We start from the raw sequence: 20326 nt of genomic DNA, 5'->3' as shown, positions 1-20326 counted from the left end.
TCATGTAGCTTAAAGTTTTAATTTTCCGGGCATCCGCCGGGGAATAGCGTCCATTTTTATGAGCGCAGCAGAGGCTTATAAATCTTTTAAAGGCATCATCAGGCGTTTATTCCAATGGACAACCGTTTTGCCAATAGCAGGAATAACGAAGATGAGGACAGCGACAACCAGTGACACAATTGCAAAGATCATAAACAATGCCCGGTTTGTTAGCAATTGGCTTTGCTGCGTGAGGTTTTGCCATACAGCGCCATTCGCCAAACTTGATGCCTGTTCAGATGTGAATCCCTTTGAAGCGTATACAGACCGGTAGGTAGTTAAACGTACAATCAGATTTTGGTTATCCGATGTCAGGTAACCAAGAAATCCCTCTTTAAAATATTGATTAAAATACAATTGCAAATTATAAAACCCGGCGAATGAATTTGCAGTGGCAGTAAAACGTGTACAAGCCGCTATTACCAGGCCTGTAGTTCCGGTATATGCGGGCGCTGATGAAAGTACAAATATCATAATAGGAACAAACAAAAGGCCTGAAGCAGCACCCTGTACAAATACCGGCAACAACAAATCTGTGAAAGATAAATCAGGTGTTAATAAAAAGCTCATCCAGAAATTGAATGCGCCCATCAACACAAATCCTGTTACCAAAAGCACTTTAATAGTAACCTTTTTGGCAAGCATCAGCCGGATAGAAAAAACCAATAAACCCACCATCCCCACTATGTTACAGAGGCCCAAAGTAATAACCTGAAGCGCACTCCACTTAAGCACCCCGCCTGCATAGCCATAGATCAGGTTCACACTGTCTTTACAGCCATAATAAATAGCAAGCAAACAAACGCCCATCACAAAATTTCGTATTTTAAATACACTAAGATGCACCACCGGCCGTTTAACGATGCTTTGTCTGTACAAAAACAACGATGCCCCAATCACCGTGGCTGTAGCACTATACCGTATACGCGGATCGGCAAACCAATAATATTTAGAGCCATAAATGATGGTGTAAGCCAGCGCAAGAGCGCTGAAAGCGAATATGACCATTCCACTCCAATCAATCTGATACAGGGGATAGCGCTTATGCACCGTCTTCCGCTTTAACATCAGCAAGGTAATGGTCAGTGTCAACAGCTGGAACACGATCAGATAATAATATGTTATCTTCCAATCTGCTGACTCTACAACCACGCTGGCAAGCAAACCAATCAATACAGTATTACTAAGCAGCGTTCCATAAAATACAGCGGGAGCTATAGTTTGCACCCGCTCTGCAGGCAAACGCGAAAACACCAGCAACAACCCAAATACAATGACATTGCCTGTTACAATCCCTTGCAGAAACCTGATAACAAGAAATAAATTAATATCCTGGCAGTGCAAACAGGCGAAATTCAGCATTATGGCCACCATCATGCTGCCCAATAAATAGCTTCGGGTTTGAAAGTATTTGAAAAAACGAAATTGCACCGGTAAAACAGTGATAATACCTGCATATGTTGACAATACAGCAAACCCAATATCCTCGGGCTGTGCACCAAGATACGCAACCATATAATTCTGCGTGAGCACGAACATACCCAACTGCACCAGGCCCGACAGTAAAATCATGAATAACGCAATACGTACTCCCCAATGCCAGCCTGTTATCCAATCTTTAAAATATACCGATTTCATGATTACGATTTCTTTTTAACGGCCACAGTCACATTCATACCGGCAATCACATTACTAGCCTGTTCATCTGCAAACTCAATTTTTACAGGCACCCTCTGGATGATCTTAACAAAGTTTCCGGTAGAATTATCTGGCGGCAAAAGCGAGAAACGAGAGCCGGTAGAACCTGCAATAGCCATGATCCTGCCTTTAAATACTTTGCCGTCTATAGCATCTACCCGTATCTCTACAGGCTGCCCCACGTACATGCCAGCCACCTGTGTTTCCTTATAGTTCGCGTTGATCCATTTTTCTTTTTCATTGATAATGCTTACCAATGGCTGTCCGGGCTGGATCTGCTGGCCTTCTAAAATATTTTTGCGGCCCAACCTGCCTGAGTAAGGCGCGCGGATAATGGTATAAGATAAGTTAAGCCTCGCCAGCTCCAGTGCAGCCTGTTTACGCTTGATATCTGCCTGCAACAGGGCGAAATGAGTTTTAAGCTCCGCGATGCGTGCCTCGTTAGTTCTCAAGCCATTTTTTGCAGCACTATAGTCGCTTTCTGCTACATCATAGTGTGCTTTCACCTGTTCCAAATCGGCACCGGTAGCGGCTTCTTCTTTCACCAGGTTGGTGTACCGCCTGATATCCTGCTGCTGTTGCACAAATCTGGCCTCCGCACCCTTGATCTGATCCTGGTTAACGCTCGTACCTGTTTCTGCAGAGTGGATACCCGCTGTAAGTACCGTTAGTTGAGCACGAGCGTCCTCTATAGTCGCTTCCGCAGCCTCCAGCTGGGCTCTATACTCTCGCTCGTCAAGCATAACCAGCGTATCGCCCTGTTTAACCAGCTGATGCTCGTTAAAGCGTACACGTTGGATATAGCCCCCTGCTCTCGCGGAGACCGGATTGATATATGATTCAACCTGGGCATCATTGGTTTCTTCGTAATGCTCGCTATATTTCCAGTATTGAAAAAAATATACGAGCCCTGTAAGGATCAAAATCACCGCGATAATCGTGATGACAATATTCCCGGGATGTGTTTTATGATTCTCTTTTTTCATTTTTTTTATTGTTCGTTTATAAGTTACCGCTGGTATAAAGAATATGATAATAAATAGCCAGTGCATCAGTTTGCGCTTTAACCAAACTAAACCTCGACTCCTGGTACAGGTTATCCGCGTCCAGCAGATCTGTTAACAAGGAAAGCTGATTTAAATATTTGGTATTTACGATACGGTAGTTTACCTCAGCCTGTTGCACGGAGTGCTCATTAACCGAAATCCGGCTAAGCGCTTCTGCATACTTGATATAATAGGATTTGATATCCGTACGAACCTCATCACTATAAGCCTCCTGCTGTACTTCAAGTTCTTTCACCCGCAGTTTACCCGCGGCCACCTTACTTTTATTGTGGTATAGCGATGAGATGCTGTACTGCGCTTTCAGCCCCACAAAACCAACTGCATAGGCCTGATTAACAGGCGGAAACACCAGATAATTTGGGTAATTCAGTCCATAGGCGGTATAAAAGCTCAAATTGGGTTTATTACTACTTTGAACTCCCCTAAGCCTGGCCCGCTGCACTTCAACGTTTTCAGCGGTTTTTTGTACACTATAGGAAGAAACTCCAGCAGCCTCGATAAGCGGCAGCAGTGAACTGCTCTCCGGCTTTGGCATCCCGGCAGAATCAACAGGAGATATCCGCACGGAATCAGGAACATCCATCAAAACGTCTAATTTCTGATTGGCGATACTAATATCATTTTCATTTTGCTGCAAAGAAAGTTCAACGTTTGCCAATGTAACCTCTGCCCGCAGGACATCGCTTTTGGTAACTTTTTGATTTTTGTAAAGCGAGTTAATGTTATTCAGCCGGGTTTGCGCTCTTTTAAGCTGGTCCAGGATAAACTTCTGAAGATCATTAAGCTTAACCAGATCAAGGTATTGGTTAGCAGTTTGTAAAGCAATATTTCCGGATTGATCCCGGGTGTTCAGCTTCGCCAGCTTAAAATGCGAAGTACTTTCCTTTTGCAATGCCCGCTGCCTGCCGCCGCTATAAATATTAAATGAGGCATCAACACCTATTGCCGCAGCGTTTTGTGTTGGTGGCAACGGTATTGTAGTGGAATGGCTAAGTCCTTGTGAAAACAACGTGAGTTGAGAAAAACGCTGATACGAGGTACCAACGTTAATCGTCGGCAATGCGGCGTTGTAAGCATCTTTACGGTCTTCGCCAGCAGCATTTTCTCCGATATTGGCTGCCTGCACCCACTTGTTCTGATTCTTGGCAAATTGTACCGCCTCAGCGAGGGTAAGTTTATAGTTATTTCCAGCCCGCTCCTGCGCGCTTACAAATGTTATATCCAACATTAAAATAGCTATTAATAAAACAGTAGCTGACAAATACAGCTTTCTGCGGTAGTAGGCATTATTATACATGATTTTTTCTTTCAAATTGATGATGATCTTCGAGGGTTAGCATCGACATAACGTAGTCCACTATTCGACGGGCGAAATCATCCTGTGGTGTTTTATTCAAATGGATGCGCAAGGTCAGATAATCAGTGAACACCGATCGTACCAAAGCGAGTATATTCAGCACAAACACCTCTTCGTCTATTTTTTTAAAGTATCCTTTAGATACACCGCTTCCAATGATTTTCAGCAGGAAATTATATACACGGTTTCTTACTTCTGTTAACCGGGCGATAATAAGCGGATGCTGCTCGGCAATTAGTTCATTGCATAGCAGTCGATGAAAACTCTGGTTAGAAGATACGCGCTTGATATAGGCCGCGATATACGCTTTTAACTTTTCCGCCGGATCAAGATCAAGCCTTTCAAACTGGTTGATTTCTTCAGCGATCTCGTCCAGTCTCAACTTAAAAATATCGAGGTAAAGTGCTTCCTTTGAACCAAAATAATAACTGATCATGGCCGAATTCACTCCCGATCTTTCGCCAATAAGCCTGATGCTGGCGCCAGCGAAACTATACTGAGCAAACACTTCTTCAGCGATCATCAGTATCGTCTCTTTGCGATCATGCAAGCCATAATTTGTTGCGTTTGTCATTTGTCAAACCCTATTAAAATTTTTGATAGGACAAATTTCCGGCTAAACGGCAGCGAAAAGTAGGCGAAACTACGTCAATGTTCGTCGAAATGGCTTAGATAAGCTTAAGTGAAGAGATAAAATCAATCGAATTTTTTTCGGTATTCCACCGGTGATATCCCGGTACCTGCCCGGAAGAATTTGCCAAAAACAGACTGGTCTGAGAAATTAAGCATCCCGCTGACCTGCGATACGGTGAGTGCCTTGTTTTGCAGCAAAACTTTGGCCTCAAGAATGATGGCATCATCGATCCATTTTCCGGCAGACCTACCCGTTTTCTTTTTGATGGCCGCCGAAAGAGACTTGGGCGTGACATGAAGCTGACCGGCATAAAAATCGAGCCTGCGCTCGCGCATATAATTACGAATCACCAATTGCTTAAATTTTGTGAGCAAAGGGTGTCCCTTTAGCAAGCTTGTCGGACCAGAGATATGCTGCCGGTGATATGCATCAATTTCGTAAACCAGGGCGAAAATGTAGCTTCGAATAATCTCGGCCTCATGATAATTTGCAGTGGCTTGCGTCAGCTGGATGAGCTCAAATATCTTGCTGAATTTAATAGCGTTAGTTTCTTTCAGCGGTAAAACATGAAGATCACTATTTTCAAAAAAATCATACCTGGTGAGAAAAAAAAGGTCCGCGTGTCGTTCCAGTAAAAATGTGTCCTTAAAAAATATCACATCCATTTTTAGGAGGTCGCTGCTTTTAGTGAAATACCTGATAACCGAAGGCCCCAAGGTAATAATTGACGGCGCTTCAACATCCCATGATACCAAGCCTGTATTTAATTTTACGCCGCCCTCTTTTATATGAACGATAGCATAACTTTCCGCCCGATATGGTTCTTCCTGATACGGAGTTTCACCAGATCTCACGAAAAGATAATCCTTGTTATTATCGGGTACAGAGAAGAGTCGACTGTGTCTTGAAAGCGAAAAGGTTTTCATGCCATTCATCAACGTAAAGTTACAATATAGAGCCTGTTTTTAGCTCTCAACAGCATTTTATATACTAATTGCAAAGGAAATGATCTATAAGGCAGATGCTTCTATAAAACCGGTAGATTTTTAATTATCTTTACTTATAAACCTTTCCTGACCAAAATTAAGATTACGTTTTAACTCATTGGATAGTCATGAAAATCAAAAAAAAACTATTGTTGGGGTTTAGCCTATTGTTTATTGTAGTGCTCATTTTTGGCATTGTTTCTATATACTACATCAAAGTAATATCTGAAACCTCCAGTATTACCTTGAAAAATAATTATGCAACGTTAAAATTTACCCGCGAAATGCGCTCCGTTTTAGATGAAAATGATTTGCCGCTAAACTCAGTGGCAATTAACACATTTGATAATGCGCTTAAAAAACAGGAAAATAATATCACAGAACCAGGCGAAAGCATAGCAACAAGTAATTTGCGCAAAGCCTTCCGTTTGCTAACAGGTTCTTCTTCAAATTTAAATCAAACACAGCAGGCGGAACGGGATGCACGCCTGCAATTGAAAAATATCGAAGGCTTAAATATGCATGCCATTGAGCTTAAAAATAATTACACGCATTCAACTGTCGATAGGTCAACCTTTTTTCTTGGTGGCATGGTATTTATCACCTTTTTAATCCTTTTTGTTTTAATTGTCAATTTCCCGGGCTTTATATTGAATCCGCTCCAGGAACTGGCGAATGCCTTTCATCAGATCAGTCAAAAAAATTACAATGCCAGGCTGCACTTCCAAACAAGCGATGAGTTTATCCAACTTGCCGACGAGTTTAATATCATGGCAACCAAACTCGACGAAGAACAAAATGCCGATCTTACCAAAATAATTGCGGCAGAATTGCGGATAAAAATGCTGATAGAAGAAATGCCGGACGCTGTAATCGGCCTCAACGAAAAACAGGAAATTCTATTTATAAATGAGGAGGCCAGGAGAATCTTTAACATGGGCAAAAAGCCCGTTACAGGCCAATCTGTTGCCGAGTTATCAAAAAGCAACAAACTGTTAAAAATGATACTGGACAGTAAGGGCACGGAAAATTCTTTAAATGCCGACCAACCAGGCAACGATTTGTATTTCCAACAAAAAACGCTTGAAGTTGTAGTACCTAATTTAAAACCAAATCATGATGTGCTGGATGTTGCCGGTTACTCGGCCGGAACAATCCAGGTTTTTAAAAAAGTAGAAGTTTAAGCGATAAATCCCCTCAATAGATAATGATAGCTTAATCACCCTTTTAAGCTATTAATTACTAACACGCAAAATCCAATGTCCTTCTGCCTGAGCTCTCATGCTCATATGTATTTGTTATCAACGAATACACTTCATAATGCACTTTCCAAATCCAAACTTCACTTAAAGTTAAATTTTATTTTTCTTTAAAAGCAACCTACTACACCTTTTTAGAGTAGTTACTGATACATCAAAAACTCCTAAATTAAAAAATATGAAAAATCAGAAACTAAGCTATTTTTTTATAGCTGCATCAATGAGTATTATTCTATTGAGCATCTCTTGCAAAAAAAGCTCACATAAGATTGATCCAACACCTGTTTTAACCGGTGTTAAGCTTACCGACAATACCACGTTTGGTAAGATACTTACCGATAATAATGGCTTTTCGTTGTACTTTTTCTCAAAAGATGTAAGTGGCACATCAAATTGCGCGGGAGGCTGCGCGACTACATGGCCTGTGTTTTACAAAGAAAACTTAACTATTGGTACAGGTTTAACCACATCGGACTTTGGGACGATAGACAGGGCTGACGGCAGCAAACAGAGCACTTATAAGGGCTGGCCATTATATTATTATATGAATGATACTAAAGCAGGCGATACAAACGGCGATAAGGTTGCCAACCTATGGGCAATTGCCAAAGCTGATTATTCCATTATGTTTGGTAACGCGCAGCTAATTGGTTTAGATAAAGTGCAATATACCGACCAGGGTGTGGCAGGAACTGCAGTATCACAATACATTACAGATGGCAACGGCCTCACATTATACATGTTCAGTAAAGATGCGGCCAATAAAAATAACTTTACCAAACCCGATTTTAGCAATGATGTGGCCTGGCCCATTTACACAGTAAGCGCGGTGGCCAGCATTCCATCCGTGTTTGATAAAAGCCAGTTCACTACCATTGATGTTTTTGGCAGAACACAACTTGTTTATAAAGGCCATCCATTGTATCATTTTGGGCAGGATGCAGCAACTCGTGGCAACACAAACGGCATCAGCTACCCAACGCCAGGTGCCGCTATCTGGAAGATAACCAACAGTACTACCGTTGCTTTATAATAACAATTAACCATTTACAAAAGCGGATGGATTTTAATAGTCATCAAACACTCTTTGAAAAGCCGCCTAACAAGGTGGCTTTTTTGTTGTTGGTAATAACACTCCCGTTTAATAACAATCTTCCATTTAAAGTAATGTTAACAAACAGGATAGCAATGGGAATAGAGAACAAGATCATTTGTCTCTTACTCACGTCAAACAAAGAAATTTCAAGATTATTAGTGGCATTTACTTTATCAAACTAAAAAAGCCATCAGCTTTAACTTATCGAAATAAAGCATCTTTAATTTAAATGATTTTATATTTACATTATTAAAATAAACAGTGATGAAACAAGAATTCATGTTATATATCCGCAATGCAGGTGATGCAAAAGCGGCGTTATCAGCAGATCAACATCTTGCGTTTATAAAAAAATGTGAAACTTATATCCAGTTACTAAAAGCAGAAAACAAATTAATAGCAGCCCAGCCAATTGTACGGGAAGGTTATATTATTTCAAAAAATGAAAATGCATGGACACAAATAGCGATAGACCCCAGTAAAGAAGTTCAGGTTGGTTATTATCATATTTTAGCAAGCGACATGGATGAAGCAATTGAAATAGCAAAGAATAATCCCGAGTTTGAGTACGTACCTTCGGCTACAATCGAAGTAAGGCCAATAAAATTAAAGGAAGAGCAAACTAACTTTGTTTATCCAAAATAAGCAGGCAGTAAAATATATTTAACCACAAAAAAGGATAATTATGTACTTACCAACTCTTCCATGTAGCCAATGTATTCACCTAATTGATAATATACATTTCCTTAGTTAGCTCCTTTTACAACTTTAACTCACCCCAACCCTGCCTGTAAGTCCGGCGAATGTATTGGTTGGCGGGTTCAAAATTGGTAACCTTCATATTTTCGCCATCCCAGGTTAAGCCGGTGTATCTGCCGCTAAATTTGTAGCCTTCCATATTGCCGTAAACAGGGTCGTTACGTTTTATTTTCTCGCGCAGGTTAAAAGTACGCAGCAACAGGTTCCCCATGAGCACAGTTTCCGTAAGCGGGCCCGCATAACCTACAAAAGGCGAATCTACTTCCATTTTGCCATAACCGGCTATACTGGCATCAACCCATTGCCACCAGTGGCCATCCATACCACCGGGTACCCTGGCGTATTTCTTAGGAACATGTACATCCTTATTTAAAGCAAGTGGTAAGAGGCGGGGATGGCTTCCACCCCAACCGCAGGAAACCTTGCCTTTGGTGCCGATGAAAAGCGTACAACCCTCAAAATCATTTTCGCCGGGGAAATCGCCCAGGGCTTCATTCATATTTAAAGCGGGGTCAAGTTCGGCAAGGCGTTCGGGCGTTATGCCGCCATCCATCCAGTGCAGATCAAGGTTATTACCGTTTTGTTGTTTAAATTTAAATTTGATAGAACTTGATACCGGCCCGCTTTCTGGGTAAATACCTTCTTTAAATATTCCCTGGTAAACGGTACTGGCACTGCCTGATACTTCGGTTGGGTAACCTAAACCCAACAGTTTAAACGGCGGCCCCATGATGTGGCAGCCCATATCGCCGAGTGCACCGGTACCAAACTCCCACCAGCCACGCCAGTTAAAGGGTACCAGGTTATCAATATAATTGGTTTGTTTGGCGGTACCTAGCCACAGGTCCCACTTCAGTTCTTTGGGTATTGGTGGTTTAGTCTTTGGCCAGGCTATACCCTGTGGCCACACTGGGCGATCCGTCCAACAGTATACTTTTTCAATATCACCTATCAAACCCGCTTCAAACCATTCGCGCATGGTGCGCATGCCATCGCACGATGCGCCCTGGTCTCCCATTTGGGTAACCACCTTGTATTTTTCTGATGCCTGGGTTAATATGCGGGCCTCGTAAATATCATGTGTTAAGGGCTTTTGCAGGTATAGGTGTTTTTTTAATTGCATGGCACTTAGGCCAACCAGCGCGTGGTTATGATCGGGGATGGCCACGGTAACGGCATCAAAGTTTTTGTGCTGCTTATCAAACAGTTCGCGCCAATCGTGATAAAAGGGTGCCTTTGGAAATTCCTTGCGGCGCGGGGCGGCCTGCCTGTCGTCAACATCGCACAAAAAGGCGATAACTGCGTTCTTTTTGGGGGCAGTTGCAAAATGATGAATATCGTTCTCGGCCTCGCCACCACAGCCAATGGCGGCAATATATAACTTATCGCTTGGTGCGGTGTAGCCTTTGCCACCCAGCACAAAACGAGGTACAATATAAAATCCTGCAGTAGCAATAGCTGCCTTTTTTATAAAATCGGCCCGGCTTATGCCATTGGTGGTGGTAGTTTCCTCTGCTTTTTCCATCATATTATTTGTGTAGTGGCTTTACAGATACCTCTTTAAAAAACACGACATCATCATTTCCATGATTTTGCAGGCCGATATAGCCTTCATTGGGGCGGATGCCGCGGAAAGGCTCAAAATCAAACTTGCGTTGTGGGGTTGGGTCGCCTTCTTTATAATCGGTAACTTTTTGGCCGTTTACAAAAACAATTGTGCGCGGGCCATCCAGCGTAATCTCCATGGTATTCCATTCCGGTCCAGGCTTACCGGGCTTGGCCAATGGTTTGGTTAACGAATACAAGGTACCGGTAATATGGTAATCATCCTCCTTGGATGTTTCGGGGTGATTATCAATCTGTACCTCGTAGCCATAAAATACCGGCATCCACTCCTCCCGCGGTTCCAGCGGAATACGGATGAACACACCGGCATTGCTGTTAAATTTTTGCATTTTGTAAACCACCCGGATGGTGCAATTGCTAAATTTCTCTTTAGTCCAGTATAATAAGCCCATCCCTCCGTGACTTCCGGTTACACCATCCTTCACGTACCGGCTGCCCTTCCCTACCTGTTTCCAACCGTTAAGATCTTTACCATTAAAAAGCTGCCGCCAGCCATCCTTGCTTTGTGCATAAGTATTGTTTGCAGCAATAAAAAAAAATAAAGTTATACCGCCCAACAGGCATTGTTGAAAGTGCTTTTTGTTCATGACAGACGAGAATATAAATGGTTTATAATTGGTTATACTAATGTATAACTATTTTTTTAAATGGAGTAAGAACGGCGTTAATTGATAAAATTAAGATTATTGCGGCAAGCAGCAGTTTGGGCGGCTAAATACGAAGCTTAAAAAGCTTCTATCACCTGAACGACACATGAAATAAAAAAGGCCGAAAAACTCTCGCAGTTTAATCGGCCCTACATCTACCTATGAAAAACAATCCTTTGAGAAGGATATTAAGTTAAATTCAAATGCTGTGCCAATTGTTAACTATAGCTTAAAACACACAAAATGGTACTTAATTTTTATTTTCGTTAATATTTTGTGGAAATATTTCCACCATTTGGAATCGCAAATCACCACAGTAATTGCAAAGCTGCAAATTGCCTGTTTTAAACCGTTTTCGTCGGCACATTTTGCCTTCTTGTCTATTCTATTTAACACATGGCTTAAATGCTATTACCTTAGCCCGTATGTTTAACCGTATAAAACCGGCGCTTATTATTGAAGTGTGTATCCACCTTTTGTTTTGGGCACTTATTATATATACTCCCATTATTTCCAGGCCAGATATGCGGGGTATGCCCCAGCATATGTTTTCGCCGGGGCGCATCATCACTTTTAACCTGGTATTGGCCGCGGAATTTTACCTCAATGCTTTTTTATTGATCCCTAAGGTGCTAACAAAAAATGCTTGGCTTTATTTTTTAGCGTTATTAACCTCCTTTGCTGTTTTTAATATACTGCTCTGGTATCTGAGGCCACATTTCCCAATGCCGGAGTTTAGAGGAATAGCCGGCCATATGCCTCCCCGCGGACCTAATTTGATCCTGTTCCCATTATTATCCATTACAGCGGGAAGTTTTGCCTACCATTACCTTGCCGATCAGTTTAAGGCAATGAACAAAAAGAAGGATATCGCCAATGCCTCACTCCTTTCCGAGCTGGCTTTTTTGCGTTCGCAGATCAGTCCGCACTTTATATTCAACGTAATTAACAGTGCGGTTGCCCTTTCGCGTTTAAATCCTTCGGCAGTTGAGCCTACGCTGATACAATTATCCAAATTATTGCGTTACATGCTGTATGTTACTGATGCCGAAATGGTAACGGTACAAAAAAAGGACGATTACCTGCGCAGTTACATCGAACTGCAGCAACTGCGCTTTGGCGATCAGGTGAAAATATATTACCATTCGGAAATAAAGACACCTGATAAAACCATTGAGCCTATGCTGTTGATTCCCTTTGTGGAGAATGCCTTTAAACATGGTACCGGCGATATTGACAAACCCGATATTGCGGTAACTCTTATAACTGATGAAAAAACCTACGGTTTAGCGTACAAAACGTTTACAATGCCACCGAAATACAAAAGGATAATGACAGCGGTATTGGCTTAACAAATGTTAAAAGGAGGCTTGAGCTGTTATACCCTGATAAACATAATTTATATATCAATAAAAACGAGCAAAACTACATTGTAATGCTGCAACTGGAACTTAAATGATGCGATGCCTGATTATTGATGATGAGCCGCTGGCGCTTGATTTGCTGGAAGATAGCTTAAAACATGTACATGCCATACAAATAGCGGGGCGATGCCGGAATGCGGGCGAGGCTATCCTTGCTATGCAAAAGGAGCATATCGACCTTATTTTCTGTGACATATACATGCCCGGAATTAACGGTTTACAGCTTATCAAGAGCCTTACCAACCGCCCGATGGTGATATTTGTAACCGCTTATGAAAAATTTGCTATTGAAGGTTTTGAGCTTGATGTAATTGATTACCTGGTGAAACCCGTACCGCTGGATAGATTTTTAAAGGCATGCCACAAAGCGATAGACCTGTTTGAGCTTCGCCGGAGTTATGTGCCGCAACCTGTAGTTAAAACCTATTTCTTTTTGCATGCCGATTATAACCTCATTAAGATATGTTTTGACCATGTGGAATATATTGAAGGGTTGAAGGATTATGTAAAGGTTCACTTTGCCAACCAGCAAAAGCCGGTACTATCGCGCATCAGTCTTAAAGCGGTTGAGCTGCAATTACCTGCCGAGCAGTTTTTCAGGGTTCATAAATCATACCTGGTAAACCTGCAGCATGTATCGCAGCTACGCAGGGCACGCATTAAACTCATCAATACCGAAGTACCCTTAAGCGATAGCTATAGAGACGTAATTAACCGGATGATTGGAAAAGTACAATAGTGAGTGGTTGATTAAGTGAATGGTTGGCCAGTTTAAGAAACTTAGTTGATTGTACGCAGTTAGTCAATTTGAGAAGTGAAACTACCATTCACTATTCACCACTCACTTAATCAACCACTCACTATTCACCACTCGCCCCACTACACATTAACCTCCCTTATCTACACAAGCTCTGCTAACGTCGCTTTTATTTTAGGGCATTAAAAATAGGGTGCATTTTCGGCTCAAAGAAAATGTACCCCCTAATGAAGAGATTTTCCTTATTGTTATTTACTATTATTGGTTTAGGCCATTCGGCCGTTCAGGCGCAGCAAACGCAGAAAAAGTTGAAAAACATCATTGTCAACCATTTTTTTGCGTGTCCGCTTGATCAGATGTTTGATACACTGGGCATGACTTACCAGGTACGTATTGTTTTTGACCGCGAACCGCTGAACGCGATGGATGTGGTTGAACACTTTTTTGAAGAACCTTTAAAAGATGTTATTGCCAAAGTATGTAAAGAAAACGATCTGAAATACTGGATCGAATCCTCGGGCACCATTTACATTCTGCAAAACACCGACGACCTCAGCCGTCTTAAAAAACTTAACCAGCTATCGTTACAGGCAGCCAACGCCAAAGTAAAACGTCGCCAGCGCGATGAGGATGATGAGCCAAAATTGGTGCCCAGGCACTTTATGGTAAGTGTTAACGGGCGTGTTATTGACCAGCTAACCGGCGAATCACTCCCCTCGGCCACCGTAAAGGTCCGCAATACCGATCTTAATACCATGACCAACGCCGAAGGTTATTTTACTTTTCTGCGGGTACCATCCGATACCTGTATCGTGGACGTATCGTATGCAGGCTACCAATCAGATTTTTTCAGGCTCAACAGCGAGAAAATCAATACCACGCTTATATGCGGCATGTATTCATCGCTCAACACCTTAAATGAGGTTAGCATCACCGGCAAAAAAAGCGGGGTAATGAACACCGATAGCCGGCAGGTAGGTGTGTTGCAGCTTTCGCCCGCCAATTTGGATAAACTGCCAACTATGGGTGATAAGGACATTCTGCGGGCCTTCCAGCTGATGCCTGGTGTAAGCGGCACCAATGAATCGTCGTCGGGAGCCTACGTGCGTGGTGGCACGCCTGATCAGAACCTGGTATTACTTGATGGCTTTACCATTTACCAGGTAGACCACCTGTACGGTTTCTTTAGCGCCTTTAATGCCAGCGCGGTAAAGGATGTGCAGTTATACAAAGGGGGCTTTACCTCCAAATACGGTGGCAGACTATCAAGCGTTACCGAAATTAATGGCAAAGAAGGAAACAGGAATGAAACCAACATGGGCGTAGACCTAAGTTTGCTGAGCGCGAGCGGTTTCCTGGAGGCTCCGCTATCAGATAAATCATCCTTACTATTGGCCATCAGGCGATCATACCAGGGACCATTTTATAACAAAATATTTAACCAGTTTAACCAAACTACTACTTTCCAGGGTGGCGGTGGAGGTGGCCGGAGTTTTGGAGGCAGATCTGGCGGCGGTTTTGCCAACCAGGTAACACCAAGTTCTTTTTTTTACGATGCTAATGCCAAATACACCTATAATATCAGCCAAAAAGATAAAGTATCTGTGAGCTATTACTCGGGCACTGATAAAACTGACAATAGCCGCGATCTGGGCCTGCCTCCGGGATTATCATCATCGGGCAGCGGAATAGGTATTACCGATTATACTAAATACGGCAACCTGGGCAGCAGTATTAAATGGTTTAGGCAGTGGAATAAAAAACTGTACTCCAATAATTACGTCACCTACTCCTCCTATTTTAATGATCGCAACCGCGGCAGTTCCGGCGGATCATTATTGGACAGTAACGGGATAGCACATACTTTTAGCAACAGCACCATCGAAAACAATAACCTAAAGGATGTTGGCTATAAATCTGAGTGGGAATGGCAGGCCAGCAACACTTATAAATTACTGTTCGGTGGATTTATTTCCTACAAAAAAATAGATTATGAGTACACGCAGAATGATACCAGCAAGCTCATCAATCAGCATAACAACGCCACACTGGAAGGTGTGTATGCCGAGCTGGCTATCGACCCAAATAACAAACTGCATATTCAACCCGGTTTACGCACCAGCTATTACGGCCCTACCGGGAAACCTTATTTTGAACCCCGCTTATCGGCCAGTTATAACCTCACCGATAGATTTACCATAAAGGGTGCCACCGGTCAGTTCTACCAGTTCGAAAACCAGGTGATTAGGGAGGATATACTTGCCGGTGATCGTAACTTTTGGGTGCTATCCAATAACAACAATATCCCGGTAGGCAGTTCAAGGCATTTTATAGGCGGCGTAAGCTATGAAACCGACGAACTTTTGATTAGCGTTGAGGGTTACTACAAAACCCTGAGCGGACTTACCCAATACACCGTAAGGCAAACCCAAACAGGCGGAGGCAGTTTCAGAATGCCAGGTGTGGGAGAAACGCAAACCGTTACCCAAGATTTTTACGAAGGCACGGGCCGGGCCAAAGGCGTTGAAGTATTATTACAAAAAAAGCTGGGTAATTACACCGGTTGGATTAGCTATACCCTGGCTAAAGCCGAAAACAAATTCAGTGCCTTTGGCAATGATTATTATGCCGCCAACCAGGATGTAAGGCATGAGTTTAAATCAATCAACATGTACCATTACGATAGGTGGAACTTTGCAGCCACATTCCTGTTCAGTACCGGCAGGCCGTATACCGCTCCCCTATCTACCTACACCATTAAAACTGCCGATGGTAACAGCACAACCTACCTCAACATCAGCGATAAAAACGGCGAGCGTTTGCCAGCCTATCACCGTTTAGATATGTCGGTATCATACGACCTGCTAAAGATAGATGGACATAAGGTAGGCTCCATTGGTCTTTCGTTTTTTAATATTTACAACCATACCAATACCTGGTACCGCGAGTACCAGATGCAAAATAACCAGGTGATAACCACCAATGTTAATTACCTGGGCTTTACCCCCAACCTTACTTTAAGTTTACGATGGAAATAAATACATACCCCCGCCATATCATATTATGTTTAATAACAGGCGTGCTCCTTATGGCATCCTGCAAAAAAAACCAGTCGGATATTTTAGCAACCAACAAACCCGTGGTTGAAGCCTATCTTATACCCGGCCAGGCCTTAAGCATGAAGGTTTACCAGCAAAAAGATCTTGCTGATACCACAACTTATGGCGCAGCGCTTACCGGCTTAAGCATCAGCGTATCTGATGGCAGTCAGAGCGTTAAGCTTACCGAGTCGGCAAGTGGCACTTATACCTACGCCAGTTCATCATTTGTAACAGGCGGTAAAACTTATACCATGCAGTTTAATTATGATAATGTGACTGTGAGCGCCACTACAGTAATGCCGGGCAAGCCACAAAACTTTGCTATATCTGATAGTGTTTTTCATGTACCCAGCGCCATTAACCCGTTGTATGCAGATGTAGTGAGGGCAACCATCAGTTGGACAAACCCCGATTCGTTGTATCATTTGCTGGTATTTAAAAATCTGGATAATGATCCATATTATATATCTTATGTCCGCAGTAATAATAAGCCCAGCTTCCAGATCAATACAGAACAAGCCTCCTATTACAACCTGCTTCAATCATCCTTTAACTATTATGGCCACTACAAAGTGATATTGATGAGGGTGAATAAGGAATATATTAACATCCTCACCACCAACATATCGCGCAATTCGCAAACCCTTGTTAATGAGCCTACCAACGTTACCAATGGTTTGGGGATTTTTACGGCCATGCAAACAGACACCTTGAATTTGAGGGTTACTACGCAGTAATTTGCATACTTAATCTTTTTAGATTTCACTGTGGTTAACAGGTACTCATAACCAAATGGCCTTGAGCTAATATTATAGGTTGCTATATTAAATTACCTTATTTAATATAGCAACTTTTTATTTACTCATTTCGTATAGATTCCTAAATAATCGTTTCTTAATAATTAAGAAAAATCATTCATTTACCTAAACCAAAGTTATGATGTAAGCCCACCTTTTGCTACTTATTGTATTTGAAGTTGTTTAGGCTATTTTTAAATCCTCCTCTATAAACAGCATATAAAAAACTCATGGAATCTACTTTTATTTTATAAAAACAGGTAAAAACACCTGTTTCACAAAAAGGGATTTTTCACTTGTAACCTGGCGCAGTTAATTAAATAAATTTGTACTAATAGTTAATAAATATTAAAATAAGCTATAAGTTTAAAAACCAATTACAGCAAGTATTAAACATTAAAAATCATTAAAAAATGGGACAATTCGCTTCGGTTACTAATTTAACTATGCCAGAGATTGTGGCACTGGTTACGCAATCAGTTAAAGATATCACACTGGCACTTTCTGATTTAAATATTATTATACAGGGGCTCACTCCCCGTTCATCTGAAGCTCCCCCACCAACATATACCAATCTGGAGCTGGCAATACCAGCAGCTATTTCGGCTGCAGAAAGCGACTCAACTTTTATTTTTGATGCGATATTTCCCACTATTACCCTGCCCTCTTCATCGCAAGATGCCGGCGTTGTATTGAGCTATAATGTAAATGGAAACATTCAGCCTTTAACAACGCAGATAATGGTCGACCTGATTAATTGGGGCATCCAGATCCCCAGTGATGATGTTGCTTTATTGGCTACTCAAATACAAGCCCAGGTTGATAATAGCGACCTTACACCATCAACAACATATGGACAAATAAATATGAACAACCCGCTTGATGAAGTTTTAGGCTGGGTAGCATCATTTGGCGTATTCCGTACCGGTTACAACCCTGATGGTACCATTAACCAGGCAGTTATTTACAGCTTTTGTGCAGCAGTTGGCGTGCCCGAAGTTGTAACAATTTAAATGAATTAAATACCATCATGCTTTTAACATTCACCTTAAAATACAAACCTAAAAAACATAATTATCATGAATAACGTCGAAAGTACAACTTCCGATCAAAGCGCTATCAGCAGCAGATCATCATTATCCAATAAACCCCGTATCCCGTTGGCAGAGGCAGTATCAAGGGCCGAAAACTGGCGTAACCTGGTTGTTAAAATGCCCGCGGGAAGTACATCAAATGTTTTGGGGGCAACTAATGGCACAGATGTATCCAAGCAGCGCATTTTCAGAGCTATTAATATAAACATTGCCGATGTAAAAGATTTGATGCAAGATCATCCGCAAGCCAAATCAATCCGCCTATATTTAAGCTTGCAGGATCCCGCCTTCCCTTACCAGATTACCGGTATGCTGGTACCGGTTGATGCCAACAACCACGATATGTTAACCAAAAAATCGGTTAGTGAAGGTTTGATGAATGAGGGTGAAATCGTAAACAGCGCGAGTGCCTCAACCATTTACGATTTTACACAACCTTGCCCGGCCTTGTGCGATACCTCAAGTCCGCTATTTAATAGCACCAATAGTTTAGAGAATTATATATAAACTAATAAGCCTGTTATGCCTTCAGCCAAATTAATTTTTGTGGGCTTAATTGTTCCGGTTTCCGTTTTAATCCCTATCAGTTTCGCTGTGTCAAAATATAAGCGCGCTGATAGGGCGCTTTTGCTCATCTTTTATTATCTATTATTGGATGGTTTGGTTAATCTGCTGGCAGCAGCTCTCGCCGATAGGAAGATAAATAATCTTCCGTTATTACACATATTCACCATATTTGAATTTTTGCTGCTTTCGTATTTTTATATAAAGATTTTAAAGGAAGCATTGATTCGTAAAGTCATAGGTGCATTAATGGTGATATTTCCGTTGGTCTGCATACTAAATTTCACTTTCTTCCAGAGCATTTTCCGTTTTAATACCTATACAAGGCCCTTAGAGGTATTGATTGTGATGGCTTATAGCCTGGCTTATTTCGCCCAGATAAATGAGGCCGACAATGAAAAACGATGGGTTAGCAACCCTTTAAACTGGATCAATACTGGGGTACTTCTCTATTTTTCGGGTGCATTATTTGTATATTCCTTTTCTAATTTAACCGTTGCCTATATTATCAGCCCCAAATATTATTCACTCAATTTGTTTATATGGAACATACATGCCGCCTTACTGCTGGCCATGTATCTTTTGTTTTCGTGGGGGTTTTATATATGCAGAAAGACGTAGGCGATAATATATATGTACTGGTAATTATGTGTACAGGAGGTATTGCCTTATTGGTGATATCATTTGTTATTTTGTTTATACGCAATCAAAACAAGCTGCTGCAACAGCGGGAAAGTTTGCACCAGGTTGCTATGGATCATCAAAAAAACCTGCTCCACGCGGTAATTCACTCGCAGGAGGAGGAAAGAAAACGCATTGGCCAGGATCTGCATGATGAAGTTGGTGGTTCGCTATCAAATCTAAGAATGCTGATTAACCGGTTAAATAATAGCAATGTTGCTGAATATGATGTGCCGCCAGCCGAGTTTTACAAGCAGCTGATAGATAAGATCATTGAAAATGTGCGTAATATATCTCATAATCTTTCCCCTCCCGGGCTTGAGTTGTTTGGATTTTCGGAAGCATTAGAAGAAATGAAGGATGTTATAAGTAAGGGGCACGATTCCCTTATCTCTATAACCAACCATGCAACCATGTCAACAGATACGCTACCCAAACACGTAGCGCTGGCCCTGATAAGAGTATTGCAGGAGCTGGTTACCAATACGTTAAAACATTCCCTGGCCAATTATATCGGCATATCGCTTTTTATGAAAAACAATTTGCTCTCTATTCATTATACAGATAATGGCATAGGTTATAATACAGAAGATAAGAGATTCAAAAAAGGTATGGGTATGCAAAATATAGAGAGCCGCCTCATGCTGATCAATGCAAGATATTCTGTTAAAACAAGTGCCGGCAGAGGCTTTTCTATGTTTATTTACCTTGACCCTCAAAAAGATATTGGCCCCAATTAA

At 41.8% G+C, this 20326-nt stretch carries 18 protein-coding genes; 11 read left to right on the top strand and 7 right to left on the bottom strand.

What is annotated here, in order from left to right; translation table 11 throughout:
• Positions 1-75: 75 nt before the first annotated feature.
• From Q0R88_RS02475 to Q0R88_RS02455, 5 genes are all read right to left on the bottom strand, one after another.
• Positions 76-1677 carry an MFS transporter gene (locus Q0R88_RS02475; protein WP_295711820.1) on the bottom strand — a complete coding sequence of 534 codons (1602 nt, stop codon included), beginning with the start codon at positions 1675-1677 and terminating at the stop codon, positions 76-78.
• A 2-nt stretch (positions 1678-1679) separates the two neighbouring features.
• A complete protein-coding gene (locus tag Q0R88_RS02470) occupies positions 1680-2723 on the bottom strand; it encodes an HlyD family secretion protein (RefSeq protein ID WP_295711818.1) in 1044 nt (347 codons plus the stop codon).
• Between the two features lie 16 nt (positions 2724-2739).
• On the bottom strand, positions 2740-4116 hold the full coding sequence (locus tag Q0R88_RS02465) for a TolC family protein (RefSeq protein WP_295711816.1): 1377 nt from the start codon (positions 4114-4116) through the stop codon (positions 2740-2742).
• A complete protein-coding gene (locus tag Q0R88_RS02460; RefSeq protein WP_295711814.1) occupies positions 4094-4735 on the bottom strand; it encodes a TetR family transcriptional regulator in 642 nt (213 codons plus the stop codon). The genes Q0R88_RS02465 and Q0R88_RS02460 overlap by 23 nt, the downstream gene beginning before the upstream one ends.
• 122 nt (positions 4736-4857) lie before the next feature.
• Positions 4858-5721 (bottom strand): AraC family transcriptional regulator, encoded by an 864-nt coding sequence (locus tag Q0R88_RS02455; protein WP_295711812.1) that lies wholly within the window; start codon positions 5719-5721, stop codon positions 4858-4860.
• Positions 5722-5909: 188 nt separating this feature from the next.
• Here Q0R88_RS02455 and Q0R88_RS02450 point away from each other — a divergent pair, with 188 nt between their 5' ends.
• The 3 genes from Q0R88_RS02450 (at position 5910) to Q0R88_RS02440 (ending at position 8781) form a co-directional block, all read left to right on the top strand.
• A complete protein-coding gene (locus Q0R88_RS02450) occupies positions 5910-6965 on the top strand; it encodes a HAMP domain-containing protein (RefSeq protein WP_295711810.1) in 1056 nt (351 codons plus the stop codon).
• 253 nt (positions 6966-7218) lie between these two features.
• A complete protein-coding gene (locus Q0R88_RS02445; protein WP_295711808.1) occupies positions 7219-8073 on the top strand; it encodes a hypothetical protein in 855 nt (284 codons plus the stop codon).
• A gap of 327 nt (positions 8074-8400) precedes the next feature.
• Positions 8401-8781 carry a YciI family protein gene (locus tag Q0R88_RS02440; protein ID WP_295712056.1) on the top strand — a complete coding sequence of 127 codons (381 nt, stop codon included), beginning with the start codon at positions 8401-8403 and terminating at the stop codon, positions 8779-8781.
• Between the two features lie 115 nt (positions 8782-8896).
• On the opposite strand, the gene Q0R88_RS02435 is transcribed toward Q0R88_RS02440, so the two are convergent.
• Both Q0R88_RS02435 and Q0R88_RS02430 read right to left on the bottom strand, forming a co-directional pair.
• The gene (locus tag Q0R88_RS02435) at positions 8897-10423 is read right to left on the bottom strand and encodes a Gfo/Idh/MocA family oxidoreductase (protein ID WP_295711806.1); all 1527 of its coding nucleotides are present in this window, start codon (positions 10421-10423) and stop codon (positions 8897-8899) included.
• Position 10424: 1 nt separating this feature from the next.
• Positions 10425-11108, bottom strand: coding sequence for a DUF1080 domain-containing protein (locus Q0R88_RS02430; protein ID WP_295711805.1), 684 nt, complete (start codon positions 11106-11108; stop codon positions 10425-10427).
• A gap of 485 nt (positions 11109-11593) precedes the next feature.
• On the opposite strand from Q0R88_RS02430, the gene Q0R88_RS02425 reads away from it, so the two are divergent.
• The 8 genes from Q0R88_RS02425 to Q0R88_RS02390 all read left to right on the top strand — a co-directional run bounded on the left by Q0R88_RS02425 (position 11594) and on the right by Q0R88_RS02390 (position 20326).
• Entirely contained in the window at positions 11594-12520 is a 927-nt protein-coding gene (locus tag Q0R88_RS02425; protein ID WP_295711803.1) for a histidine kinase, read from the top strand.
• Between the two features lie 103 nt (positions 12521-12623).
• Entirely contained in the window at positions 12624-13331 is a 708-nt protein-coding gene (locus Q0R88_RS02420) for a response regulator (protein WP_295711802.1), read from the top strand.
• Positions 13332-13576: 245 nt separating this feature from the next.
• Positions 13577-16387: a TonB-dependent receptor gene (locus Q0R88_RS02415; RefSeq protein WP_295711800.1), complete on the top strand. Its 2811-nt coding sequence runs from the start codon at positions 13577-13579 to the stop codon at positions 16385-16387.
• A gap of 50 nt (positions 16388-16437) precedes the next feature.
• Positions 16438-17187, top strand: a complete 750-nt coding sequence (locus Q0R88_RS02410) for a DUF4249 family protein (protein ID WP_295711798.1) — start codon at positions 16438-16440, stop codon at positions 17185-17187.
• Between the two features lie 473 nt (positions 17188-17660).
• Positions 17661-18260 (top strand): hypothetical protein, encoded by a 600-nt coding sequence (locus Q0R88_RS02405; RefSeq protein ID WP_295711797.1) that lies wholly within the window; start codon positions 17661-17663, stop codon positions 18258-18260.
• Positions 18261-18326: 66 nt separating this feature from the next.
• The gene (locus Q0R88_RS02400; RefSeq protein WP_295711796.1) at positions 18327-18848 is read left to right on the top strand and encodes a hypothetical protein; all 522 of its coding nucleotides are present in this window, start codon (positions 18327-18329) and stop codon (positions 18846-18848) included.
• A gap of 15 nt (positions 18849-18863) precedes the next feature.
• On the top strand, positions 18864-19526 hold the full coding sequence (locus Q0R88_RS02395; RefSeq protein WP_295711795.1) for a hypothetical protein: 663 nt from the start codon (positions 18864-18866) through the stop codon (positions 19524-19526).
• Positions 19511-20326, top strand: coding sequence for a histidine kinase (locus Q0R88_RS02390; RefSeq protein WP_295711794.1), 816 nt, complete (start codon positions 19511-19513; stop codon positions 20324-20326). The genes Q0R88_RS02395 and Q0R88_RS02390 overlap by 16 nt, the downstream gene beginning before the upstream one ends.

Origin of the sequence: Mucilaginibacter sp. (assembly GCF_025362475.1) — a bacterium.
Classification (GTDB): domain Bacteria; phylum Bacteroidota; class Bacteroidia; order Sphingobacteriales; family Sphingobacteriaceae; genus Mucilaginibacter.
The sequence above is the reverse complement of the archived record's forward strand: the minus strand, read 5'-3'. Positions and strand labels throughout refer to the sequence as shown.